General features: G+C 62.9%; 15 protein-coding genes and 2 tRNA genes. 3 read left to right on the forward strand and 14 right to left on the reverse strand.

Annotation, left to right across the window (positions count from 1 at the left end; all coding sequences use genetic code 11):
- Window positions 1–41: 41 nt before the first annotated feature.
- The 5 genes from ndk to AC4D2M_RS10485 all read right to left on the reverse strand — a co-directional run bounded on the left by ndk (window position 42) and on the right by AC4D2M_RS10485 (window position 6797).
- Window positions 42–458 carry a nucleoside-diphosphate kinase gene (ndk, locus tag AC4D2M_RS10465; protein WP_490891711.1) on the reverse strand — a complete coding sequence of 139 codons (417 nt, stop codon included), beginning with the start codon at window positions 456–458 and terminating at the stop codon, window positions 42–44.
- Window positions 459–520: 62 nt separating this feature from the next.
- The gene (locus AC4D2M_RS10470) at window positions 521–979 is read right to left on the reverse strand and encodes a DUF4233 domain-containing protein (protein WP_490891712.1); all 459 of its coding nucleotides are present in this window, start codon (window positions 977–979) and stop codon (window positions 521–523) included.
- A gap of 10 nt (window positions 980–989) precedes the next feature.
- Window positions 990–2390 carry a bifunctional folylpolyglutamate synthase/dihydrofolate synthase gene (locus AC4D2M_RS10475; RefSeq protein WP_490891786.1) on the reverse strand — a complete coding sequence of 467 codons (1401 nt, stop codon included), beginning with the start codon at window positions 2388–2390 and terminating at the stop codon, window positions 990–992.
- 8 nt (window positions 2391–2398) lie between these two features.
- Entirely contained in the window at window positions 2399–5707 is a 3309-nt protein-coding gene (ileS, locus tag AC4D2M_RS10480; RefSeq protein WP_490891713.1) for an isoleucine--tRNA ligase, read from the reverse strand.
- A 337-nt stretch (window positions 5708–6044) separates the two neighbouring features.
- Window positions 6045–6797 (reverse strand): SDR family oxidoreductase, encoded by a 753-nt coding sequence (locus AC4D2M_RS10485; protein WP_490891715.1) that lies wholly within the window; start codon window positions 6795–6797, stop codon window positions 6045–6047.
- Window positions 6798–6863: 66 nt separating this feature from the next.
- On the opposite strand from AC4D2M_RS10485, the gene valS reads away from it, so the two are divergent.
- The gene (gene valS, locus AC4D2M_RS10490) at window positions 6864–9500 is read left to right on the forward strand and encodes a valine--tRNA ligase (RefSeq protein WP_490891716.1); all 2637 of its coding nucleotides are present in this window, start codon (window positions 6864–6866) and stop codon (window positions 9498–9500) included.
- An 82-nt stretch (window positions 9501–9582) separates the two neighbouring features.
- On the opposite strand, the gene AC4D2M_RS10495 is transcribed toward valS, so the two are convergent.
- From AC4D2M_RS10495 to AC4D2M_RS10520, 6 genes are all read right to left on the reverse strand, one after another.
- Entirely contained in the window at window positions 9583–10203 is a 621-nt protein-coding gene (locus AC4D2M_RS10495) for a mycothiol-dependent nitroreductase Rv2466c family protein (protein ID WP_490891717.1), read from the reverse strand.
- A gap of 116 nt (window positions 10204–10319) precedes the next feature.
- Complete coding sequence (gene clpX, locus AC4D2M_RS10500) at window positions 10320–11612, reverse strand: ATP-dependent Clp protease ATP-binding subunit ClpX (protein WP_490891718.1); 1293 nt, start codon at window positions 11610–11612, stop codon at window positions 10320–10322.
- Window positions 11613–11798: 186 nt separating this feature from the next.
- Window positions 11799–12473, reverse strand: a complete 675-nt coding sequence (locus tag AC4D2M_RS10505) for an ATP-dependent Clp protease proteolytic subunit (protein ID WP_490891719.1) — start codon at window positions 12471–12473, stop codon at window positions 11799–11801.
- A gap of 46 nt (window positions 12474–12519) precedes the next feature.
- On the reverse strand, window positions 12520–13116 hold the full coding sequence (locus AC4D2M_RS10510; protein WP_490891787.1) for an ATP-dependent Clp protease proteolytic subunit: 597 nt from the start codon (window positions 13114–13116) through the stop codon (window positions 12520–12522).
- 195 nt (window positions 13117–13311) lie between these two features.
- Complete coding sequence (gene tig, locus AC4D2M_RS10515; RefSeq protein ID WP_490891720.1) at window positions 13312–14739, reverse strand: trigger factor; 1428 nt, start codon at window positions 14737–14739, stop codon at window positions 13312–13314.
- 110 nt (window positions 14740–14849) lie between these two features.
- A tRNA-Pro gene (locus tag AC4D2M_RS10520) sits at window positions 14850–14923 on the reverse strand.
- 145 nt (window positions 14924–15068) lie between these two features.
- Between AC4D2M_RS10520 and AC4D2M_RS10525 the strand changes: the two genes are divergently transcribed.
- A tRNA-Gly gene (locus tag AC4D2M_RS10525) sits at window positions 15069–15142 on the forward strand.
- Between the two features lie 59 nt (window positions 15143–15201).
- On the opposite strand, the gene AC4D2M_RS10530 is transcribed toward AC4D2M_RS10525, so the two are convergent.
- Together AC4D2M_RS10530 and AC4D2M_RS10535 are read right to left on the reverse strand one after the other, a co-directional pair.
- On the reverse strand, window positions 15202–16098 hold the full coding sequence (locus AC4D2M_RS10530) for an Fpg/Nei family DNA glycosylase (protein WP_490891721.1): 897 nt from the start codon (window positions 16096–16098) through the stop codon (window positions 15202–15204).
- Window positions 16098–16571, reverse strand: coding sequence for a ribose-5-phosphate isomerase (locus tag AC4D2M_RS10535; RefSeq protein WP_490891722.1), 474 nt, complete (start codon window positions 16569–16571; stop codon window positions 16098–16100). The genes AC4D2M_RS10530 and AC4D2M_RS10535 overlap by 1 nt, the downstream gene beginning before the upstream one ends.
- 177 nt (window positions 16572–16748) lie before the next feature.
- Between AC4D2M_RS10535 and AC4D2M_RS10540 the strand changes: the two genes are divergently transcribed.
- Window positions 16749–18344 carry a multicopper oxidase family protein gene (locus AC4D2M_RS10540; protein WP_490891723.1) on the forward strand — a complete coding sequence of 532 codons (1596 nt, stop codon included), beginning with the start codon at window positions 16749–16751 and terminating at the stop codon, window positions 18342–18344.
- A gap of 274 nt (window positions 18345–18618) precedes the next feature.
- Here AC4D2M_RS10540 and AC4D2M_RS10545 read toward each other — a convergent pair whose 3' ends face one another.
- Window positions 18619–22002, reverse strand: coding sequence for a chitobiase/beta-hexosaminidase C-terminal domain-containing protein (locus AC4D2M_RS10545; protein ID WP_490891725.1), 3384 nt, complete (start codon window positions 22000–22002; stop codon window positions 18619–18621).
- Window positions 22003–22075: the final 73 nt, after the last annotated feature.

Here is a 22075-nt window from a genome sequence, read left to right on the forward strand (position 1 = left end):
GTCCGGGGGCTCAGGCGGAAGCCAGAAACGCCGCGCTGGAGTCAGCTGAACCAGATCGAGATTTCCTTCTCAGCCGATTCGGCCGAATCTGACCCGTGCACGAGGTTCTGCTGAACCTTAAGTCCCCAGTCGCGGCCAAAGTCACCGCGGATGGTCCCGGGCGCCGCCGTCGTCGGTTCCGTAGTTCCGGCCAGCGAGCGGAAGCCTTCGATGACGCGTTCGCCCTCGAAGACTGCAGCAACCACGGGGCCGCTCAGCATGAACTCGACGAGTGGCTCATAGAAGGGCTTGCCCACATGCTCGGCGTAGTGCGCTTCCAGGATGTCGCGGGTGGCGCTAACCAGCTTCAGGTCGACAAGTTTGTAGCCCTTGGCCTCCACCCGGGAAAGGATGGTCCCGGACAACCCGCGGGCAACGCCGTCGGGCTTGACCAGTATCAGGGTCCGCTCAGCACTCAATTTTGCTCCTCCGATTATGTCTTGCTTTGACCGGTGATCCGGTCAGGTCCACGTCGACTCTACTAAACGGCCTGCGGACCGCCGTCGTCGTCGGCGCGGTTCGCGCGCTCCCACTCGGCCTGCGCCCGGTCCCGCTCCGCGTTCTCGCGGTCCAACCGCGCACCGGTGCGAATCCCGTACAGCCAGGTGAGCGCGAAGAGGACGCCGACTATGAACATCATCGGTTCCACAATGCCCGTTGCGATGATCAGGACCTGCAACACCCAGCCGAGCAATATTCCATAAGGCTTCGTGAGCAGTGCGCAGGCGGCGATAAGCGCAACGCTGAGCGCGAGCCCGACGCCCAGGATCACGCCCACCGGGATGGTGTCCGAACGGAGACCGAAGACCACCAGGGTCGCGAACAGGACCACGAAGGCTTCGAGCAGAAGCACCGTGGACGCGAACATCACCTTGATGGAGCGCCGCTTCTTCGGCATTCCGGGGCGCCACTCACGCTGCGCTTTGGTCTGGCGAGCCATGGACCCTCCCCTACTTGCCCAGGAGTGTGCGGGCCTCGCCCACCACTGTGATTGAACCCGTCACCAGGATGCCGCCACCGAGCTCGCCGCCCTCCTCGACGGCCATGACGGCCCACTCGAGGGCATCGTCCAGACGCTCGGCAACGTGGATGCGATTGTCGGCGAAACCTGCGCTGAGCGCCACCCGCCGCAGCTCCTCGGCAGGTATGGCGCGCGGTGAGGTCGACTGGGTCAGGCAGATGTCCTCGAGCACCCCGCCGAGTTCATCATGCAGTTCGCTGAGGATGGCTCCGGCGTCCTTGTCCCCGAGGGCACCGAACACCAGAACGAGTTTGCTGAATTCGAAGGCCTCACTGATCGCCTTGGCCGACGCCCGGGCACCGGAAGGGTTGTGGGCCGCGTCCACGAGGATGCTGGGGGCGGTGCGCACCAGTTCCAGCCGGCCCGGTGAGGTGACGGCGCCCAGCCCGTCCCGTACAACGTCGGTATCGAGCTCCCGTGACCCGCCGCCGAGGAACGCCTCCACGGCGGCCACGGCGACGGCCGCATTCTGTGCCTGGTGCTCGCCGTGGAGCGGAACGAGCAGGTCCTCGTAGCGGCCCGCGATTCCGGCCAACGTCACCTGTTGACCACCGACGGCGATGCGCCGGTCCTCCACACCGAACTCAACTCCCTCGAACCGGAACTCGACGCCGGTTTCACGCGCCTTTTCCAGCAGCACCTGAGCCGCGTCGGCTGGCTGCGCAGCGCTGATGAGGAATCCGCCCGGCTTGATGATCCCGGCCTTCTCGATGGCGATCTCCCCGGGCGTGTCGCCCAGAAGCTCAGTGTGGTCGAGGGAGATCGGTGTCACGACTGACACGACGCCGTCGCCGACGTTCGTGGCATCAGTGATGCCTCCTAGCCCCACCTCGATGATGGCAACGTCCACCGGCTCGTCCGCGAAGACGGCAAATGCGAGGATGGTGACGCATTCAAAGTAGGTCAACCGCGGTTCACCCGATGCATCCAGTTCGGAATCGACGATCTGCAGGTAGGGCCGGATCTCATCCCAGACGCGCACGAACGTCTCATCCGAGACGGGATCGCCGTCGATGCTGATCCGCTCCGTCACGCGCGAGAGGTGAGGACTGGTGTACCGGCCGGTACGCAGATCATGCGCCCGCAGGAGCCCCTCGATCATCCGCGCCGTTGAGGTTTTGCCGTTGGTACCGGTGATGTGGATGATCGGGACGGCCTTGTTCGGCTCGCCCAGGATCTCCATCGCCCGGAACAGTGGAGCCATGCGGGGCTCCATCTTGTTTTCCGGTGCCCGGCTCAGCAGTTCGGCGTAGACGCTTTCGACCGAGAACTGGTCAATTGAGCCGGTTCCACCCTGGCCGCTTTCGGTCTGGTTACCGTCCTGGTTCATCTCGGGATTCATGCCTGCCGCTCCACTCTCACCGAAACACCGTCTGCCTGCGGTGACGCCGCAACGACGAGCTCAAGTGCATTCGTCAATGTTTCCTGCTTGACCAGCTCAACGTGGGCCTCAAGTGCGGACAGCGTCTCTGCATCGGCCTCGACTGTGGTGACCACCCGATCGCTGATGTGAAGGTCAGCGTCGCGGCGCGCCTGCTGGATGGACCGGATGATGTCGCGCGCTGTGCCCTCCGCCGCCAGTTCGGGGGTGACCTCGGTGTTGAGCACGAGGAAGCCCCCGCCCGGCAGCACCGTCACTGCGGTGCTTCCACCCGCGGCGTCGTCGCTCTCGACTACGGTTTCCAGCGTGTACTCGCTGGGCTCCAGCGCCAACCCACCCGCGGTGACCGCGCCGGCGTCGTCCACGACCCAGTCCCCCGCCTTGGCTGCCTTGATGGCGGTCTGGACGTTCTTGCCGAGCCGCGGACCGGCGGCGCGGGCGTTGACCACGAGCTTCTGCGAGATACCGAATTCCTCTGGGGACGCATCGGCGGAGTCGATCAGGCGGACGGCCTTGATGTTCAGTTCATCCGCGATGATTGCCCGGTACTGTCCGTCCAAATCGGCAGCGTGCGGAGCGACGACGGTGAGCTCGGAGAGCGGCAGGCGCACGCGGAGGTTCGCGGCCTTCCGCAGGCTCGAACCCGTGGAACAGATCTGCCGGGTCCGCTCCATCCGCTCCACCAGTTCCGGCGCAGCAGCGAACGACGACGACGACGCCCAGTCGGTCAGATGTACCGAGCGGCCGCCGGTAAGGCCTCGCCAGATTTCCTCGGTAACGAGCGGAAGCAGCGGCGCTGCGACCCTGCTGACTGCCTCGAGACAGGTGAAGAGGACGTCGAAAGCATCGGTGTCCTCGTCGAAGAACCGCTGCCGGCCACGGCGGACGTACCAGTTGGTGAGCGTGTCCAGGTAGCGGCGCAGCGCTTCACACGCGTCGCTGATGTTGAAGGCGTCGAGGGAGGCCGTCATGTCCTCCACCAAATTCCCCGTGTACGCGAGGATGTAGCGGTCCAGCGGCTCGACCAGTGTTTCAGCGGTCTCTGCGTCAACGGTTTTCGCCTCGTACCCAGTTCCCCCCGCTGCCGCATTCGTGTAGAGGCGGAAGAAGTGCCATACGTTCCACAGTGGCAGGATGACCTGCCGGACGCCGTCGCGGATGCCCTGCTCGGTCACGACGAGGTTTCCGCCACGGAGGATCGGGGAGGCCATCAGGAACCAGCGCATGGCGTCCGAGCCGTCGCGGTCCAGAACCTCGGACACATCGGGGTAGTTCTGCAGGCTCTTGGACATCTTCTGACCGTCCGAGCCGAGAACGATCCCGTGGCTGATGACGTTCTTGAACGTCGGCCGGTCGAACAGCGCCGTAGCCAGGATGTGCAGCGTGTAAAACCAGCCGCGCGTCTGGCCGATGTACTCGACGATGAAGTCGGCAGGGTTGTGGGACTCGAACCAGTCCTCATTCTGCATCGGGTAGTGGACCTGCGCGTACGGCATGGATCCTGAGTCGAACCACACGTCCAGTACATCGGCCACCCGGCGCATGGTCGACCGGCCCTCCTCAGGGCTCCGGGGATCGTCCGGGTTGGGGCGGGTCAGCTCGTCGATGAATGGCCGGTGAAGGTCCACCTCGCCGGCCGCGTTGCGGGGCAGGCGCCCGAAGTCCCGCTCGATTTCCGCGAGGGAGCCGTACACGTCGGTGCGCGGATAGTTCGGATCATCCGATACCCAGACGGGGATCGGGCTGCCCCAGTAGCGGTTGCGGCTGATTGACCAGTCGCGCGCGTTCTCCAGCCACTTGCCGAACTGGCCGTCCTTGACGTTGTCCGGGATCCAGTTGATCTGCTGGTTCAGCTCGACCATACGGTCCTTGATCTTCGTGACCTCAACGAACCAGGACGACACCGCACGGTAGATGAGCGGGTTGCGGCAGCGCCAGCAGTGCGGGTAGCTGTGGACGTAGCTTGCCTGGCGGACAAGCCTACCGCTGTCACGCAGGACCCGGGTGATGGTCTTGTTCGCTTCGAAGACCTGGACCCCGACAATGTCCGCCAGCGGTCCGTCCTCAAAGGTCCGGAGGAAGCGCGCGCCCTCGTCGACTGAGAGGATCACCTGGATACCGGCGTCCTCACAGATCTTCTGGTCTTCTTCACCGTATGCCGGCGACTGGTGCACAATGCCGGTACCGTCCGTCGTCGTAACGTAGTCGGCCACCAGGAACCGGAAGGCATTGCGGTAGCCGCCCCGCTCGGGATCCGTGTAGTAGTCCCAGAGCGGCTGATACTCGAGGCCGCCGAGTTCGGTGCCGCGGTGGGTACCGGCGACGGCGGCGCGCGCCTCCTCGACGGAGGCATACCCGAAGTCCTTCGCGTAGCCGGACAGCAGTTCCTCGGCGATGAGGAAGCGGCGCCCTTCGAGATCCCCGGCTCCCGGCACGAGCGCGTAGTGGATATCAGGCCCAACGGCGAGTGCCGCGTTGGTGGGCAGCGTCCAGGGCGTCGTGGTCCAGGCAAGCGCCTCGACGCCGGCAAGCTCCCGGGACAGGGCCGCCTCGCCGGCGATGATCGGGAAAGTCACGGTGACGGTCTGGTCCTGACGGTCCTGATAGACGTCGTCGTCCATACGCAACTCATGGTTGGAGAGCGGCGTCTCGTCCTTCCAGCAGTACGGCAGCACCCGGTAACCGTTGTACGTGAGGCCCTTGGTGTGCAGGGTCTTGAAGGCCCAGAGCACGGACTCCATGTAATCGACATTCAGCGTCTTGTAGTCATTTTCGAAGTCCACCCAACGGGCCTGGCGGGTGACGTAGTCACGCCACTCCCCCGCGTACTTCATGACCGAGGCGCGGCACGCGTCATTGAACTTGTCGATGCCCATGGCTTCGATCTGCTTCTTGTCGCTCATTCCGAGCTGCTTCATCGCTTCGAGCTCCGCGGGAAGTCCGTGGGTGTCCCAGCCGAAGCGGCGCTCTACCCGGCGGCCGCGCTGACTCTGGTAACGCCCCACGAGGTCCTTGGCGTACCCGGTCAGCAGGTGCCCGTAGTGAGGCAGTCCGTTCGCAAAGGGAGGCCCGTCGTAGAAGACGAACTCGTTTGAGCCGTGCTGGCCACCGGGCAAGTCAGAGCCGCGCTGGTCGATGGACGCCTGGAAGGTGCCGTCCTTCTCCCAGTAGGTGAGGACGCGTTCCTCAAGCTCGGGGAACCGCGGGGAGGCAGAGCCGGAGACAGCCGGATCTGCGGCGGAGGCCTTGGGATAGATCTGTGACATGTGGTGTGTCCTGAAGCTGGCAAGAAATTCGGCGGGCAGGGGCGGTCATTCTGCAAGGACGAATCCCACACCGGCGCCGAAGCTCCGGCCGCGGACCCGCGGTACCACCTCGCTTGCCCGCGCCCCCTCCCGTATCCGGGAGGAACGGCGCAAGCCGCTTCATGTCTGCTGTCACGGGCTTACCCGTCCGGTTCTACTAATCCATGCCTACAAACTCAGGCGACGGGCGTTCTTCCGGAAGCTCACCGGTGATGGCCGGGTCACTGCTGCTGCATCAATTCTAGCTGGCGGCGTTGTATTGAGCGAACCATACAACTCGCCCTTGGCACGCCCAGGGTTAGCCCCTTCGGATCACCTTGTGCGCGGCCGCCTGCGCCAGCGGCCGGACAACAATCTCGTCCAGGTTGACGTGGTGCGGGACGGAGACCGCATAGGCGACGACGTCGGCCACGTCGGCCGCCGTGAGCGGGTTCTCGACGCCGGCGTAAACCTTCTCCGCCGCCGATTCATCGCCCAGCCGATTGAGCGAGAACTCTTCCGTATGGACCATGCCGGGGAGGACCTCAACCACCCGCACGTTGTGCTCGACCTCCTCGAGCCGCAGTGCCCGCGTCATCGCCCGCTGGGCCGCCTTGGCGGCGTTGTAACCGCCGCCGCCCTCGTAGGCGACCAGTGCCGCCGTCGACGTCAGGTTCACTACGGTGCCCTGCCCGTGTTTCCGAAGCATCGGCAGGAAGGCACGAATCAGCTTCATGGTTCCGAGGACGTTCGCGCCGTACATCCATTCCCAGTCCTCGGTGCGCGCATTTGCCACCCAATCTGTGCCGCGCGCGCCGCCGGCGATGTTGATCAGGGTGTCGATGCCCCCTGCTTCGGTGACGCGCCCGACCAGGCGGGCAACGCCGTCGTCGTCGGTAATGTCCAGAGCCACCGCCACTGCTCCGGTCTCTTCGGCGAGCCGTTCCAGCCTGTCCGCACGACGGGCAACCGCCCACACACGCCAGCCGTCCGCCGCCAGCCGGCGAACGGTGGCCTCACCAATCCCGGAGCTCGCTCCGGTTACAACCGCTGCCCTGTCCTGTCCTGTCATGGACTCAAACTAGCCCACAAGCGGCGCCGACGCAGGTCGGGACAGCCAGCATGGAACAATTGATCCATGGCACACATCAACGAGGGTACAGACACGCCCACACCCGCCCCCATCAACGTTCCCGACAAGCCCGCGCTTGAGGGCCTGGAAGCCGCCCTGAACGAGCGCTGGCGCACCGAGGGAACGTACACCTTCAACACCGAGACGTCGCGCGAGAACGTCTACTCGATCGACACCCCGCCCCCCACCGCCTCCGGTTCCCTGCACGTGGGCCATGTGTTCTCCTACACGCAGACTGACGTCATTGCGCGTTACCAGCGCATGACCGGCAAGAACGTCTTCTACCCGATGGGCTGGGATGACAACGGCCTCCCCACCGAACGGCGTGTGCAGAACTACTACGGCGTGCGCTGCGATCCGTCCGTGCCGTACAACTCCGACTACCGCCCGCCGGCCCAGCCCGCGAAGAACCAGCGCGATTTCGACGTCGTCTCCCGGCGCAATTTCATTGAGCTCTGTGAGGAACTCGCCGTCGAGGACGAGAAAGTCTTCGAAAACCTCTTCCTGTCCCTCGGGCTGTCCGTGGACTGGAACCTCACCTACCGCACGATCGACTCGACCTCCCGTGCCGTGTCTCAGAGGGCATTCCTGGCGAACCTCAAGCAAGGCGACGCCTACCTCGCCGAAGCCCCCACGCTCTGGGACGTCACTTTCCGCACTGCCGTCGCGCAGGCTGAGCTTGAGGACCGTGAGGTACCCGGGGCCTACTACCGCTATCCCTTCGAGGCGGCGGACGGCACGCAGATCCACATCGAGACCACCCGCCCCGAACTCCTCGCTGCCTGCGTGGCCCTCGTGGCACACCCGGATGACGAGCGCTACCAGCCTCTCTTCGGCAAGACCGTGACCTCTCCCGTGTTCGGCGTGGAGGTTGAGGTTAAGGCGCATCCGCTCGCCAAGCCTGACAAGGGCGCCGGTATCGCCATGGTCTGTACTTTCGGTGACCTCACCGACGTCACCTGGTGGCGCGAGCTTGAACTGCCCACGCGTGCGATCGTCGGCCGCGACGGCCGCATCATCGCCGACACACCGGACTGGATTACAACGGCGGCGGGCCGGGACAACTACGCCCGCATCGCCGGCAAGACCGTGTTCTCGGCGAAGGAAGCCGTGGCAGAGATGCTCACTGAGGCGAATCTTCTGGACGGCGAGCCGAAGAAGATCTCCCATCCCGTGAACTTCTTCGAGAAGGGCGACAAGCCCCTGGAGGTCGTCACGAGCCGCCAGTGGTATATCCGTAATGGTGGAAGGGACGCCGATCGCAGGGAACGCCTGATCGCCCGTGGCCATGAGATCGATTTCCATCCCTCGTTCATGCGCAGCCGCTACGAGAACTGGATCGAGGGCCTCAACGGCGATTGGTTGATCTCCCGCCAGCGGTTCTTCGGCGTGCCTTTCCCTGTCTGGTATGCGCTCGATGACAGTGGGACGCCGGATTACGAGAACCCGATCCTCCCTTCGGACGAAATGCTCCCCGTGGATCCGGCAGCAGAACCTGCTCCAGGCTTTGATGAGGCCCAGCGGGATCAGCCGGGCGGGTTCATGGGAGATCCGGACGTCCTGGATACGTGGGCAACATCGTCCCTTTCGCCTCAGATCATAGGTGGCTGGTCCCGGGACGAGGACCTGTTCGCCAAGGTCTACCCCTTCGACCTGCGCCCGCAGGGACACGACATCATCCGCACCTGGATGTTCTCCTCTGTGGTGCGCGCAGATTCAATCCTGGATTCCGCACCGTGGAAGCACGCCGCGATCTCCGGCTGGATCCTGGACCCGGACCGCAAGAAAATGTCCAAGTCCAAGGGCAACGTTGTCGTTCCCACCGATGCCCTGGACCAGTTCGGTTCCGACGCCGTTCGCTACTGGGCAGCATCCGCGAAACTCGGCGCAGACACCGCCTACGAAATCGCACAGATGAAGATCGGCCGCCGGCTTGCCATCAAGCTATTGAACGCCTCCAAGTTCGTGCTTGGTCTCGGTGCGACGGAAGCGGACATCGTCGCGGAGGATACAGCGACGGTCACCAATCCACTCGACCGTTCCCTGCTGGCTTCGCTTGACGAGGTGGTGCAGCAGGCCACTGCTGCATTTGAGAAGTACGACTACGCGCGGGCACTGCAGCTGACTGAGACCTTCTTCTGGTCGTTCACCGACGACTATGTCGAGCTCATCAAGGACCGAGCCTATGGGAGCGCGGGAGATGCGCAGAAAGCGTCAGTACTGGCCGCTCTGGCCACAACCCTCGACCGGCTGCTCCGCCTCTTCGCCCCTGTCCTCCCCTTCGCCACCGAAGAGGTATGGAGCTGGTGGCGGCATGGATCGGTTCACCGTGCACCGTGGCCCTCGGCCGGGTCACTTACCTCTGCTGCATTGGACGCGGATACCGGCATGCTCGCCACTGTCGGTGCCGCGCTGGGGGGTCTGCGGAAGGCGAAGTCAGAGGCCAAGGTCAAGCAGCGCACGGAGGTGCTCTCAGCGGTCATCAGCGGATCGGACGCGCAGGTTCGCCAGCTCGAGGCTGCGCTATCCGACCTGAGTGCGGCCGGCAATGCAACCGAAATAGAACTCCGCGTTCACGACGGTGATCTGTCGGTAAGCGAGGTCCGTCTGGCTCCGGCGGAAGAAGCCGCAAACCCATCCTGATCCGGGCCGGACGCAAGAGGAAGCCCTTCCAGCGATGCGCTGGAAGGGCTTCCTCTTGGCGTGACGAGCTTTAGCGACCGTCTTATTCGAAGGACGGGCTTGAGGTGCGGGAGCGCTTCAGCTCAAAGAACTCTGGGAATTCCGCCATCATCACCGCACCATCGAAGATGCGTCCGGCTTCTTCTCCGCGGGGGATGCGGGTGAGCACCGGGCCGAAGAAGGCAGTACCTTCGAACGCGACTACCGGCGTTCCTACCTCATCGCCCACCTGGTCGATTCCTTCCTTGTGCGATGCCCGAAGCTGCGCGTCGTACTCCTTGCTCGTGGCGTACTCAGCCAACGATGCCGGAAGGCCGGTCTCCTCAAGTGCCTCCCGGATTACCGCCTGGTAGTCCGCGTTGCCACCGCCATGGATCCGGCTGCCCATGGCGTCATAGAGCTTCTTGATGTTCTCGGGGCCGTGCAGCTCTGAGGCGGCGATAATTACCCGGACAGGTCCCCAGGCACGGTTCATCATGTCCAGGTAGTCCTCGGGCAGATCGCGCCCTTCATTGAGGACGGACAGGCTCATCACGCGCCAGTCCACTGAAACATCACGGACCTGTTCGACCTCCCCCATCCAGCGGGAGGTGATCCAGGCAAACGGGCAGACCGGATCAAACCAGAAGCCGGCCTTCTTGGTGGTCTCGGTGGCAGCAGTCATGAAAACTCCTTGGGTTGCACGGGAACTACTTGGAAAGAGGCTGCGATCGCAGTCTCTTCTTCTTCGTGCAACCCTGATGCAGGCTGCGGGTATTCCCGCGGGTGGTTCCAGCCGGGTCAGGCTGACTTGTTGCGGCGCTTGGCTACGACGTCGTGAGATATGAGCGTGGGCTCAGCGGTCTTGTCTACGACGGCGGCACTGATCACCACTGTGGCGATGTCCTCGCGGCTCGGCAGGTCAAACATCACCGGGAGGAGTACCTCCTCCATGATGGCCCGGAGGCCGCGGGCACCTGTTCCGCGCTCAAGAGCCTGATCGGCAATTGCCTCGAGCGCCTGCGGCTCGAATACGAGCTCAACGCCGTCCAGCGCGAACATCTTCTGATACTGCTTCATCAGGGCGTTCTTCGGCTCGGTGAGGATCTGCATCAGGGCAGGGCGATCGAGGTGCGTCACGGTGGTGATGACCGGAAGCCGTCCGATGAACTCAGGGATCAAGCCGAACTTGAGGAGATCCTCCGGCATGACATCGCCGTAGCTCGCTTCCTCGTTCTTGAGGGAGCTCAGCGGAGCCCCGAATCCAATACCCTTCCGCCCTGCCCGTGACCCGATGATCTCCTCGAGACCGGCGAATGCGCCGGCAACGATGAACAGCACGTTCGTGGTATCGATCTGGATAAATTCCTGGTGCGGGTGCTTGCGTCCGCCCTGCGGCGGCACGGAAGCTACGGTCCCCTCGAGGATCTTCAGCAGCGCCTGCTGGACGCCTTCGCCTGAGACATCCCGGGTAATCGAGGGGTTTTCGCTCTTGCGCGAGATCTTGTCTATTTCATCGATGTAGATGATGCCCTGCTCGGCCTTCTTGACGTCATAGTCAGCGGCTTGGATGAGCTTCAGGAGGATGTTCTCAACGTCCTCGCCAACGTAGCCGGCCTCGGTCAGCGCCGTGGCGTCTGCAACCGCGAAGGGCACGTTGAGACGCCGGGCGAGGGTCTGCGCGAGGTAGGTCTTGCCGCAACCGGTCGGGCCGATCAACAGGATGTTGGACTTCGCTATCTCGACGTCCTCCGCCGGAGACGCGTCCGAGAGGTTCGCCGACGCCCGGGGGGTATGTCCGGACTGGATGCGCTTGTAGTGGTTGTAGACAGCCACAGCGAGCGACCGCTTGGCGGGCTCTTGCCCAATTACGTATTCCTGCAGAAAGTCGAAGATCTCACGAGGCTTGGGCAACTCGAACGTGCCGAGGTCGGCAACTTCGGACAGCTCTTCCTCAATGATCTCGTTGCACAGTTCGATGCATTCGTCACAGATGTAGACGCCCGGGCCCGCAATGAGCTTCCGGACCTGCTTCTGGCTTTTGCCACAGAAAGAGCACTTGAGTAGATCGGTGCTCTCACCAATGCGAGCCATGTGTCAGTCCCCTAACGTGGTCCTGTAGTGTTCCGCCCAAGTCTTCGGCCGCTACCAACTGCTGTGATGGGACGGTCTCCATGCGTCGACTAAGTTCCACTCTAGGCCACTTGGCGGCCTGAATCAGCTATATGGCGCCCGTGGTCTTTCCCTGTTGGGAGGGACCACGGGGCGCCATCGCAGCAGCTACGGCTTGTTGATCTTGGGCGGGCTGATTTTCCGTGATGTAAGTACCTCATCGACAAGGCCGTAAGCCTTGGCGTCTTCGGCAGTCAGGATCTTGTCCCGTTCAATGTCAACGTTGACCTGCTCCGAGGTCTTCCCGCTGTGCAGTGCCAGCGTGTCCTCGAGCCAGGCTCGCATACGCATAACTTCATTGGCCTGGATCTCCAGGTCGGATGCCTGGCCGCCCTGTCCGCCACCCAGCGCCGGCTGGTGGATAAGCACGCGTGCGTTCGGAAGCGCAAGGCGTTTGCCGGGTGCGCCGGCCGCGAGCAGCACGGCCGCAGCGCTGGCCGCCTGGCCGAGGCACACTGTCTGGATTTCGGGACGGATGAACTGCATCGTGTCGTAGATGGCCGTCATGGCGGTAAAGGATCCGCCCGGCGAGTTGATGTATAACGTGATGTCCCGCTCGGGATCAGTGGACTCAAGGACGAGCAGCTGAGCCATTACGTCGTCCGCGGAAGCGTCATCGACCTGGACGCCCAGGAAGATGATGCGGTCCTCGAACAGCTTGGTGTAAGGGTCCTGGCGCTTGAAGCCGTAGGGAGTGCGCTCCTCGAACTGCGGAAGGACATAGCGGTTGTTCGGCAGCTCGGGAGCCCGGCCGCCGGCCGCGGCATGGAAATCGTGGTTCATGGTGCCTCCTGTGTGGGCAGGTCAGTGGAAGTGGGCTTGTAGCGGATTAGTCGCGGTTGGTTCCGCCGCCGCCGGAGACGGATCCCGCGTGGGCCGAGATGTGGTCGAAGAACCCGTACTCGAGGGCCTGCTTCGCCGTGAACCACTTGTCGCGGTCATTGTCCTTGAGGATGGTCTCAACCGACTGGCCCGTCTGCTCTGCGGTGAGCTCAGCCATGACCCGCTTCATGTGCAGAATCAGCTCTGCCTGGATCTTGATGTCCGAGGCAGTGCCGCCGATCCCGCCTGAAGGCTGGTGCATAAGGATCCGGGCATGCGGGGTGGCGTAACGCTTACCCTTGGTCCCGGAGGACAGAAGGAACTGGCCCATTGATGCGGCGAGTCCCGTGGCGACCGTCACGACGTCATTCGGGATGAACTGCATGGTGTCGTAGATAGCCATGCCCGCGGTAACCGAACCGCCCGGTGAGTTGATGTAAAGGAAGATGTCCTTGTCGGGATCCTCGGCCGACAGCAAAAGCAGCTGTGAGCAGATGGCGTTCGCGTTCTCATCACGTACCTCGGAGCCGAGCCAGATGATGCGCTCCCGGAGGAGTCGGTTGTATATGTAGTCGTCGCGGCTGGCAGGATCAACAGTTGCCATGGTCGGTGTGGTGGATTCGGATGCCATTGCTGATTGACCTCTCACTCAGGTTTTTCTCTCACTGGACACTAACCTGTTTGGTTGTTGTTTTGCTCCCGTGCCTTGAGCTGTTCGCTGACGGCGTTAGGAAGTAGGACCCTTAACGGCAGATGCCGCCAGCGCACGGCTGACGGCATCTACTGAAACGATTGAAAGCTAGGCTTTCGTGGACTCCGCGTCCGCATCCGCGGCATCGGCATCCGGAGCGTCGGACTCGACGACTGCGGCATCGGTTTCCTCACCGGAAGCGTCCTCCACGGGCGACTCGTCCTCTGCCTGCTCGGTGTCCCCTGCCGGGCGCACGAAGTCGGAGAGGTCCACTGTTTCACCGTTTGTGTCCGTCACGACCGCGAGCTCCAACACCTTGGCCAAGGCCTTGCGCCGGCGCACTTCCCCGACGATCATCGGAACCTGGCCGCTCTGGTCGAGCATCTGCGCAAACTGGTTCGGCTCCATGCCATACTGGCTGGCCGAGGTGACAATGTAGTCGATCAGCTCGTTCTGGCTGACGCCGATTTCTTCCTTTTCAGCGACCGAATCCAGGACGATCTCATTTCGGAAGGCCTGCTCGGTGTTCTTGCGAACCTCTGCGCGGTGCTCTTCGGTGTCGTGGTCCTCGCCTGCCGAATGGCTGCTCTCAGAGTTGAAGTGCTGCTCGAGCTGCTCTTCGATGACCGACTCCGGAACCGGAACCTCAACGAGCTCCAGAAGCTTCTCGAGCACCTTGTCACGGGCTTCCACACCCTGCTCGACAAGCTTGTCCTCTGCGGAGCGCTTGGCCAGATCGGCGCGCAGCTCATCGATGGTATCGAACTCAGATGCCAGCTGGGCAAAGTCATCGTTGGCGTCAGGGAGCTCGCGCTCCTTGACTGCCTTCACGGCGACCGTAACCTCAGCGGTCTTGCCGGTGTGCTCGCCCCCGGCGAGGGTGGTCTCGAAGGTAGAGGACTCACCGGCGCTGAGACCCGTTACAGCTTCGTCCATGCCTTCAAGCATGGTGCCGGAGCCAACCTGGTAGGAGATGTCAGCGGCGGAATCCACTTCCTCACCGTCGATCTTTGCCGTCAGATCAAGGGTGAGGAAGTCACCGTCAGTCGAGGGACGGTCCACTTCCTTGAGCGTTCCGAAGCGTCCGCGGAGCTCGTCAAGAGCCTTCACGACGTCCTCATCGGATGCTTTGGCGGCCTCAACGGTGACCTCGAGGCCCGAGTATTCGGGAAGCTCGATCTCGGGACGGACATCTAGTTCCACGGTGAAGAGGAGCTGGCCATCCTGCGCTGAGGGATCGGGAACCTCGGTGATTTCCACCTCGGGCCGGCTCAGGGGGCGGATCTTCGTCTCCTGGACCGCGTTCTGGTAGAAGCCGTTCAAACCATCGTTGATCGCCGTCTCTATGACGTAGCCGCGTCCAACGCGCTGGTCAATGAGCTTGTTGGGAACTTTGCCCTTGCGGAAACCCGGAACCTGCACCTGGCTGGCGATGGTCTTGTAGGCAGCTTCGATGTTCGGCTTGAGTTCCTCGAAAGGGACCTCCACGTTGAGCTTCACTCGCGTGGGAGTGAGGTTTTCGACAGCGCTCTTCACAGCCTAGTACTCCTGAATGATAGGGATCGGTTCTGCACCGGGTAATCAGATCCCGCAAAGGATCAGTTCTGCACCGCTTGATACAGATTTCTGCACCGTTTAACACAGAGTCGGGGTGACAGGATTTGAACCTGCGACTTCCTGCTCCCAAAGCAGGCGCTCTTCCAAGCTGAGCTACACCCCGGTTAGTGCAGAGGCAAGTCTACGAAAGAAACCGCACGGTTGCACATTTTGAGATTTCGATAGGCTTGTGATGTAGTTATATGCGTTCCAACCGACCACCAAAGTGGCCCAACACCCTTGGCGCCAAGCCTCAAGTGGCCGGATCCGGGGATGTAGCTTAATGGTAAAGCCTCAGTCTTCCAAACTGATTACGCGGGTTCGATTCCCGTCATCCCCTCCATTCTCAAGCTGGATCAGCCACAGTCCACTCTCGGCCGAGTCAGCCAAGTACGGCACGGATCACGCTGCCTGGCAGTAGGGACACCAGTAAAGCTTCCGGGCCCCCATCTCCGCCATAGCCACCGGAGTAGCGCAGATACGGCACTCCAACCCAGTCCGTTTGTAGACGTAGTGGGCATCCTCCGTCCGAACAGTGCCGCTCCTCGAACCGTCGGCTGAGCGGTGGTTCGGCGTTGTCGTAATAATGCGACCTACTCGTACTCCCTCGTTCATCAGGACAACGAGATCTTCCCATAGCGCCAGCGCTTCGCTGTCACCAAGTGCCACGCCCTGAAGCCACGGATGCACCCGACGCCGGAAAAGCACCTCCGCACGATAGACGTTGCCGACGCCGGCAATCACGGCCTGATTCATCAGCGACAGGCCCACCGCAGTCCGGGTACGCCGCACGCGCTTGATGAACTCGGCAGGACCCGAGTCGACGTCCAGGGGATCAGGTCCAAGCTTCCCGATGACCGCGTCGCGTTCCGCGCCGGTGATGAGTTCGCACGCCGTCGGGCCGCGAAGGTCCGCCCATCCGTGTTCGGAAACCAGCCGGGCACGGACCGCTCCCACAGGAGGCGGTGGGCCGGTGTAGGAGGAGGGGACGTCGTCATCGGTTGTTTCCCGTTCGCCCACCCTTCGAGGTGCGCCGATGCTGGACGCTCCGCGGAACTGACTGTCTCCCCCAAAGCTCCACGCGCCGTACAGACCGAGGTGGACGCGCATCACCAGGTCATTGTCGAATTCCAGGAAAAGCTGCTTTCCGTGCGCCCGGGCACTGGTGAGAACAGCTCCGTCAAGACGCTCCGCGCCGGCCAGGAAGCGGCCCTGGGGGCTGCTCACCCTCAACCGCTCACCGGTAAAAACCGACGTGAACTGCCGGGCAAGCCGATGGATGGAGTGACCCTCAGGCACTACGCGAGGATTTCGCGGGTGGTCTCGTAGGCGGCAATCTTGCGGATTCGCCGGACGTGACGCTCGGCACCGCTGAAAGGTTCGGCAAGGAAGGCTTCTACGATGTCCGTAGCCTCTTCCAGCGAATGCTGACGTCCGCCGAGCGCTACAACGTTTGCGTCGTTATGCTGCCGGGCGAGCCGCGCCGTGTCGAGGTTCCACGCCAGCGCCGCACGTACGCCACGGACCTTGTTCGCTGCAATTTGCTCGCCATTGCCTGAACCGCCCAAAACGATCCCGAGGGCCTCACGACCCGAAAGCTGGTCGTCAGCCACCGCAAGCGCCGCATTGATGCAGAAGGCCGGGTAGTCATCCTCGGGGTCGTACACCGACGGACCATGGTCCACCATCTCGTATCCCTTGGCGCTAAGGTGCGCGACGAGGTGTGCACTGAGCTCCATGCCGGCGTGGTCGGTTGCGATATGAACGCGCATGTAGGGTCCGTTCGGGGAGGTTCGGGTAGGTTCCGATTCAAGATTAGTGCCTGTTGCGGGACCGGCTCGTATGTGTCAGGATCCCGCGACACCGGACCCCTGGGCCCGGACGGGAGTCCTAGTTTTCTCCAAGTAGCGGGGTCCATCCTTTCCATACATCCTAGGAAAGGAACACCGATGTCTGTTTCTCGGCGTCAGGTCCTCACGTTCGGGGGACTAGGAGTCATCGGAGCCGGGGCGCTGTCCGTCCCCTTCAGCTCCATCAGCGCCAAGTCAGCGAGCAAGCTGGCAGACAGCGACATGCCGTTGCCATACCGCGTACCGCTCACGGTTCCACCGATCCTCGATCCGTACGCAGTCGGACGCGCACCTGACGGCGCAAAGGTCCACTACTACAGCGTGACCCAAAAAGCCGGGACTGCGAAGATTCTCCCCCGCCTCAACACTCCGATTCTGGGATATAACGGCATCTTCCCCGGACCCACAATCGATCTGCTGCAGGGAACGCGGGCAGTGCTCAAGATCCGCAACCAGCTGCCGCAGACTCATCCCCAGCACGGCCACACGCTGTCCACGTCTACTCACCTACACGGTTCAGCGTCGCTTCCCCAGTTCGATGGCTATGCCAGTGACGTAATCCCTCCCGGGTTCGCCAAGAATTACGAGTACCCAAACTTCCAGTCGGCACGAACCCTCTGGTACCACGACCACAACGTGCACACCACTGCGGAAAACGCGTATTCAGGCCTCTCGGCCCAGTTCTGCATGCATGACCCCGCGGAGCGGGAGTTACTGCCGCAAAACGAGTTCGATGTGCCGCTCACCCTGTCGGATGCCATGTTCGCCGCCGACGGAAGCCTCGCCTATGACGACAACTCGCATTCGGGGCTCTGGGGCGACGTGATCCTGGTTAATGGCAGACCCTGGCCGGTAATGAAGGTGCAGCGCCGCGTATACCGCTTCCGCATTCTCAATGCGTCCATCTCCCGGTCGTTCCGCCCGACTCTGAGTACAGGAGAAGCTGTCCACATTGTCGCGACCGACGGCGGGCTCATGCCGAAGACGCAGTCAGTTGACTCCTGGCGCCACGCCGGCGCCGAACGCTACGAAATTCTGGTCGACTTCTCGGGATACCAGCCGGGCCAGCGGGTCGAACTGCGGAACCTCTCCAACAAGAACAACGTGGACTACGACTTCACGGACCGCATCATGGCCTTCGATGTGACCGACCAGCCCGTGGACACCTCAGACGGTACCTGGAAGACCATCCCGCAGACGCTGGTTGGTCATGAAGTGATGGATCTCCGCCCTGCCCGCGACACCCGCGTCCGCAGGTTCAGGGTGAAGCGCGACGACAGCGTCTGGGTCATCGGAGAGGATTCCTGGGCGGACATCATCGCCAGCGGATACCGTCGAGTGTGTGCCGACCCTGAGCTGGGGGCAACGGAGATCTGGGAGTTCGAGAACAGCTCGGGTGGCTGGTTCCACCCCATACACATTCATCTCGTCGATTTTCAGATCCTCAGCCGCAACGGTCGCGCCCCGTTCTCCTACGAAATGGGTCCCAAGGACGTTGTGTACGTCGGCGAAGGCGAGACCGTTCGCCTGCTCATGAAATTTGGGCCACACCGTGGCAAGTACATGATCCACTGCCACAACCTGCCCCATGAGGACCACGACATGATGACCCAGTTCAGCGTCGGCCTGAAACCCGGCACCGTAGACCTCAATGATCCGATGAAGGCCGCACCGGCCTTCTGGGACGGCGCGTAGGGCCGAACGTCCTCACCGCAGGTCCAGGCAACCTTCCCATTGATGGGGAGGCTGCCTGGACTCTTTTGCGTGCAGGAGCACGGGCTCCGGATGCGTGAAGGCGGCGGCGAAGAGACGGCTCAGAGGCCGCCCCACGCTTGCTCACTGGAGCCTCTGGGTGCAAGACCGCTTGGAACCGGCCGGGAACGCGCTGAGCAGACAAGGAAAAGCCTCCCGCACCCTGTGAGGTGCGGAAGGCTTTCCTGTCTGCTCCGGAGCGGTCACCCCGTCCTGATTAGAGGATGCTGGTCATACCGTTCCAGCCGGTGCCGATCAGAGTCCTCGTCAGCCACCCGCCGGTGCCGTTGCCTGGGTACAGCCACAGCCTGCCCGAAGAGTCACGAGCCAGAACATCGACCTTCCCGTCACCATTGAAGTCACCCGGACCAACGATGCTGGTCATCGTGTTCCAACCCGAACCGGCCTGCGTCCTGCTCAACCACCCGCCGGAACCGTCACCCGGGTACAGCCACAGCCTGCCCGAAGAGTCACGAACCAGAACATCGACCTTCCCGTCACCATTGAAGTCACCCGGACCAACGATGCTGGTCATCGTGTTCCAACCCGAACCGGCCTGCGTCCTGCTCAACCACCCGCCGGAACCGTTACCCGGGTACAGCCACAGCCTGCCCGAAGAGTCACGAGCCAGAACATCGACCTTCCCGTCACCATTGAAGTCACCCGGACCAACGATGCTGGTCATCGTGTTCCAACCCGAACCGGCCTGCGTCCTGCTCAACCACCCGCCGGAACCGTCACCCGGGTACAGCCACAGCCTGCCCGAAGAGTCACGAGCCAAGACGTCTGCCTTCTTGTCACCGTTGAAGTCGCCCGGGGTGAGGATGGTCGTCATGGTGTTCCACCCCGAACCGACCTGTGTTCGCGGCTGCCAGCTGCCGGAACCGTTACCGGCATATAGCCAGAGCCGGCCGTCCCTGTCGCGCGCGAGGACGTCCACTTTCCCGTCGCCGGAGAAGTCGTGGCCCCCGCCCCCCGCCGGGGCCTTGATCACGAACTCCCACTGTCCGAGCGCACTGACGTTGCCGGCCGCGTCGACTGCAATCGCGCGAAGCGTGGTTGTCTGAGGGATGGCAATCGGCCCGGTGTACAGGGCGCTGGCCACAGTGGGTTCGGTTCCGTCAGTCGTGAACCGAATGACTGCGTCCTCGCTTGCGGCGAGGGTTGCCGTCGTCGCCGCGGTGAAGGTGCCGCCCGGCGTCGTCGTTGTCAGCTCCGGGACCGTCAGGTCGAGCGTGTAGGTTTCGGTGGCAATGTCCGAAGGCACGCCCTGGTTCACGGCGATGAACCTGAGAACGGTGGTTCCCTCCGTGCCGATCTCGATCGGCACGGTGTACGGGGTGCCGTTATCAACTTCGGGATCAGTGCCGTCGGTGGTGAAAAGGATCTGCGCTGTTTCCGGAGTAGCAGTCAGTGTGACGGTCTGCGCCGTGTTGAATGTTCCTCCCGGAGTACTTACCTCGACAACCGGCGCTTCCGGTGGCGTAGCGCCGACCGTGCGGCCCTGGACTACAAAGTCGGTCGTCTTTCCCAGGGAAATGTTCACCGGTTCGCCCAAGGTGTCGCGAACCTTCCGGATCTCAAAGAAGTTGGTGTCGTAAGGGCTGCCCATGACGGCGTGAGGCGTGCTGCCGTCACCGAGGTAGCCCTCTGGAGCTCCCTCAGTCCACCGCAGGAAAGGCCCGATCTTCGCTACGAGCAACGGTGTGAAGTCTCCGTTGCCGTTCATGCTGCCGAGGTCTTCCGTGTAGCGGAGGCTACCTGTGTCATCGGCTTCGACCAGGAACTTTCCATAGGGATGCGTGATCTCGTAGGTTGAACCGAACTCGAACACCTCGTCGCCGCGTACCCGGATGCGACCGAAAGCGACTTCGTCGCCCGCAGCGGCTCCCTCACCGGTGAACGCCGCTTCAAGGGCGAGCGTCAGCCGGACCTCTTCTCCGTCAACCGGCAGGAATGCCTCTGCGGCCCACCAGAATGATTCACCGGGGAAGTTCCTTGGGAACTCCATCGGATCGAGCGGGAAAGGCAACTCTTCGATGATGGGGCACAGCGGATCGTCCAGGCACAGGTCGAGCTGAACTGGTTCCTGTGCTTCCACGCCCTCCCGTGCTGCCCATCCGTTGTCCTCGACCCATGACGGGTACCCGTGGCCGCCCGGAACAACCGGACCGATGGCCTTCAGGTTGTGAATGACGTACCGGAAGTCGCGGATCTCACCTGCCTTCCCCGTTTCGTCAACGGAGACTGCACGGATCAGAGTGGTGCTGCCGATCAGGATGGGATCTCCGTCGTACTGCATCGTCGATCCGGTGGGGCCTTCGTCATACGTCGGTTCGGATCCATCGAGCGTGTAGTAGATTCGCGCAGCGGCACCCGACTGCGTAGTCCCGGTCAGGGTTACCTGCTGGGGACCGGCGTGAGAGGGCAAGGATGCGTCCGGCGATGCGTCAATCCAGGGGCTGGTAGCGTCCAGCTCGTAGGTCTCGCTCTGAATCCCAGTTCGCTGGGCCGGGTCCGTCAAGCTGACCGCCAAGTACTTCAGTACGGTGGTGCCTGGGGCGGCAAGCTCTACCGGGGCCACGTCGTTATCGCCCGCGGTCGGTTCCCATTCCGTTCCGGTGGTTACCGTACCGTCCTCAGCGACCACAGGGTCTGTGCCGTCGGTCGTGTAGACAATCTTCGCCTCGTCCGGGAACGACGCCTGAATGTTGACTGTCAGCGCCTGATTGTAGGTGCCGCCTGGCTTGTCCACGCCGGCACGTACGGTGGCGATTTTGCCCTGCACCGCGAAGAGATTCGTTTCCACCGGGGTCGCGATACCCGGTCCTTCAATACGGAAGAAGTTCGTATCGAACGGGCTCCCCGTAACGGTGTGCTCGATGTTGGGGTCGCCGATGGACCCGGCCGGTGCAGCGGGCAAGGTGGAGTCCCACCGAAGGAACGGACCGACCTTTCCGCTCAGCGGCTCAGTCCAGTCGCACGGCTGCTGCAGGCATCCAAGGTCCTCAGTAAAACGGACCCGCCCACGATCGTCTGCTGTGACTTCGAACACGCCATACGGCGTCGTCGCCGTATAGGTCGCGTTCGGTGTCATGCCCTCCATGCGGATGCGCATGCGTGCGAATGCGTTTTGCTGACCCTGCGCCACGTCGCCGGCACCTCCGAACGCTGCTTCCGTGGCCATGATGAGGCGGGCCTCTTCACCGTTCGGCAACAGCAGTGACGCTTCACCGGACCACCAGAAGGACTCCTCCGGGAAGTTTCCAGGCATCTCCAACGGCAGTGCCGGATTGTAGGCTTCCCCAACCACCGGGCAGACCGAAGCTACGTCAATGCACAGCTCCAGCCGAAGGCCATTGTTGTCCCCATACCAGTAGGGGTAGCCGGTATCCGGATTGACCGGGCCCACACTTCCCTGCGGGCCGGTTGCAACAGCGGCGGGAAGTACAGCGGCGGGCTGGGGCAGAGCCCCCGCAAGCGGAGGCGGACCAAATGTGGAGAGGAGCACAACCGCCGAGGCAGTAACACCGGTCCCCCTCCATATCCTGCGTGTGCGCGGGGTTGGGCCCGCAGCGGTATGTGTACCGTCCGATTTCATGTTTGTGTCTCCCTGATGGTTCCGAGTCCCCCAGCTAACGAGACCCGCTGCCAGGTAGGGCGGATAGCAACAT

This window comes from Arthrobacter sp. TJ-270 (assembly GCF_058269075.1).

Bases quoted from the DNA above. Each gene is read 5' to 3' on its own strand.
- AC4D2M_RS10470 (WP_490891712.1), bottom strand. From the start codon at position 979: ATGGCTCGCCAGACCAAAGCGCAGCGTGAGTGGCGCCCCGGAATGCCG.
- AC4D2M_RS10475 (WP_490891786.1), bottom strand. From the start codon at position 2,390: ATGAACCAGGACGGTAACCAGACCGAAAGCGGCCAGGGTGGAACCGGC.
- ileS (WP_490891713.1), bottom strand. From the start codon at position 5,707: ATGTCACAGATCTATCCCAAGGCCTCCGCCGCAGATCCGGCTGTCTCC.
- AC4D2M_RS10485 (WP_490891715.1), bottom strand. From the start codon at position 6,797: ATGACAGGACAGGACAGGGCAGCGGTTGTAACCGGAGCGAGCTCCGGG.
- valS (WP_490891716.1), top strand. From the start codon at position 6,864: ATGGCACACATCAACGAGGGTACAGACACGCCCACACCCGCCCCCATC.
- AC4D2M_RS10495 (WP_490891717.1), bottom strand. From the start codon at position 10,203: ATGACTGCTGCCACCGAGACCACCAAGAAGGCCGGCTTCTGGTTTGAT.
- clpX (WP_490891718.1), bottom strand. From the start codon at position 11,612: ATGGCTCGCATTGGTGAGAGCACCGATCTACTCAAGTGCTCTTTCTGT.
- AC4D2M_RS10505 (WP_490891719.1), bottom strand. From the start codon at position 12,473: ATGAACCACGATTTCCATGCCGCGGCCGGCGGCCGGGCTCCCGAGCTG.
- AC4D2M_RS10510 (WP_490891787.1), bottom strand. From the start codon at position 13,116: ATGGCAACTGTTGATCCTGCCAGCCGCGACGACTACATATACAACCGA.
- AC4D2M_RS10535 (WP_490891722.1), bottom strand. From the start codon at position 16,571: ATGCGCGTTCATATCGCAACCGACCACGCCGGCATGGAGCTCAGTGCA.
- AC4D2M_RS10540 (WP_490891723.1), top strand. From the start codon at position 16,749: ATGTCTGTTTCTCGGCGTCAGGTCCTCACGTTCGGGGGACTAGGAGTC.
- AC4D2M_RS10545 (WP_490891725.1), bottom strand. From the start codon at position 22,002: ATGAAATCGGACGGTACACATACCGCTGCGGGCCCAACCCCGCGCACA.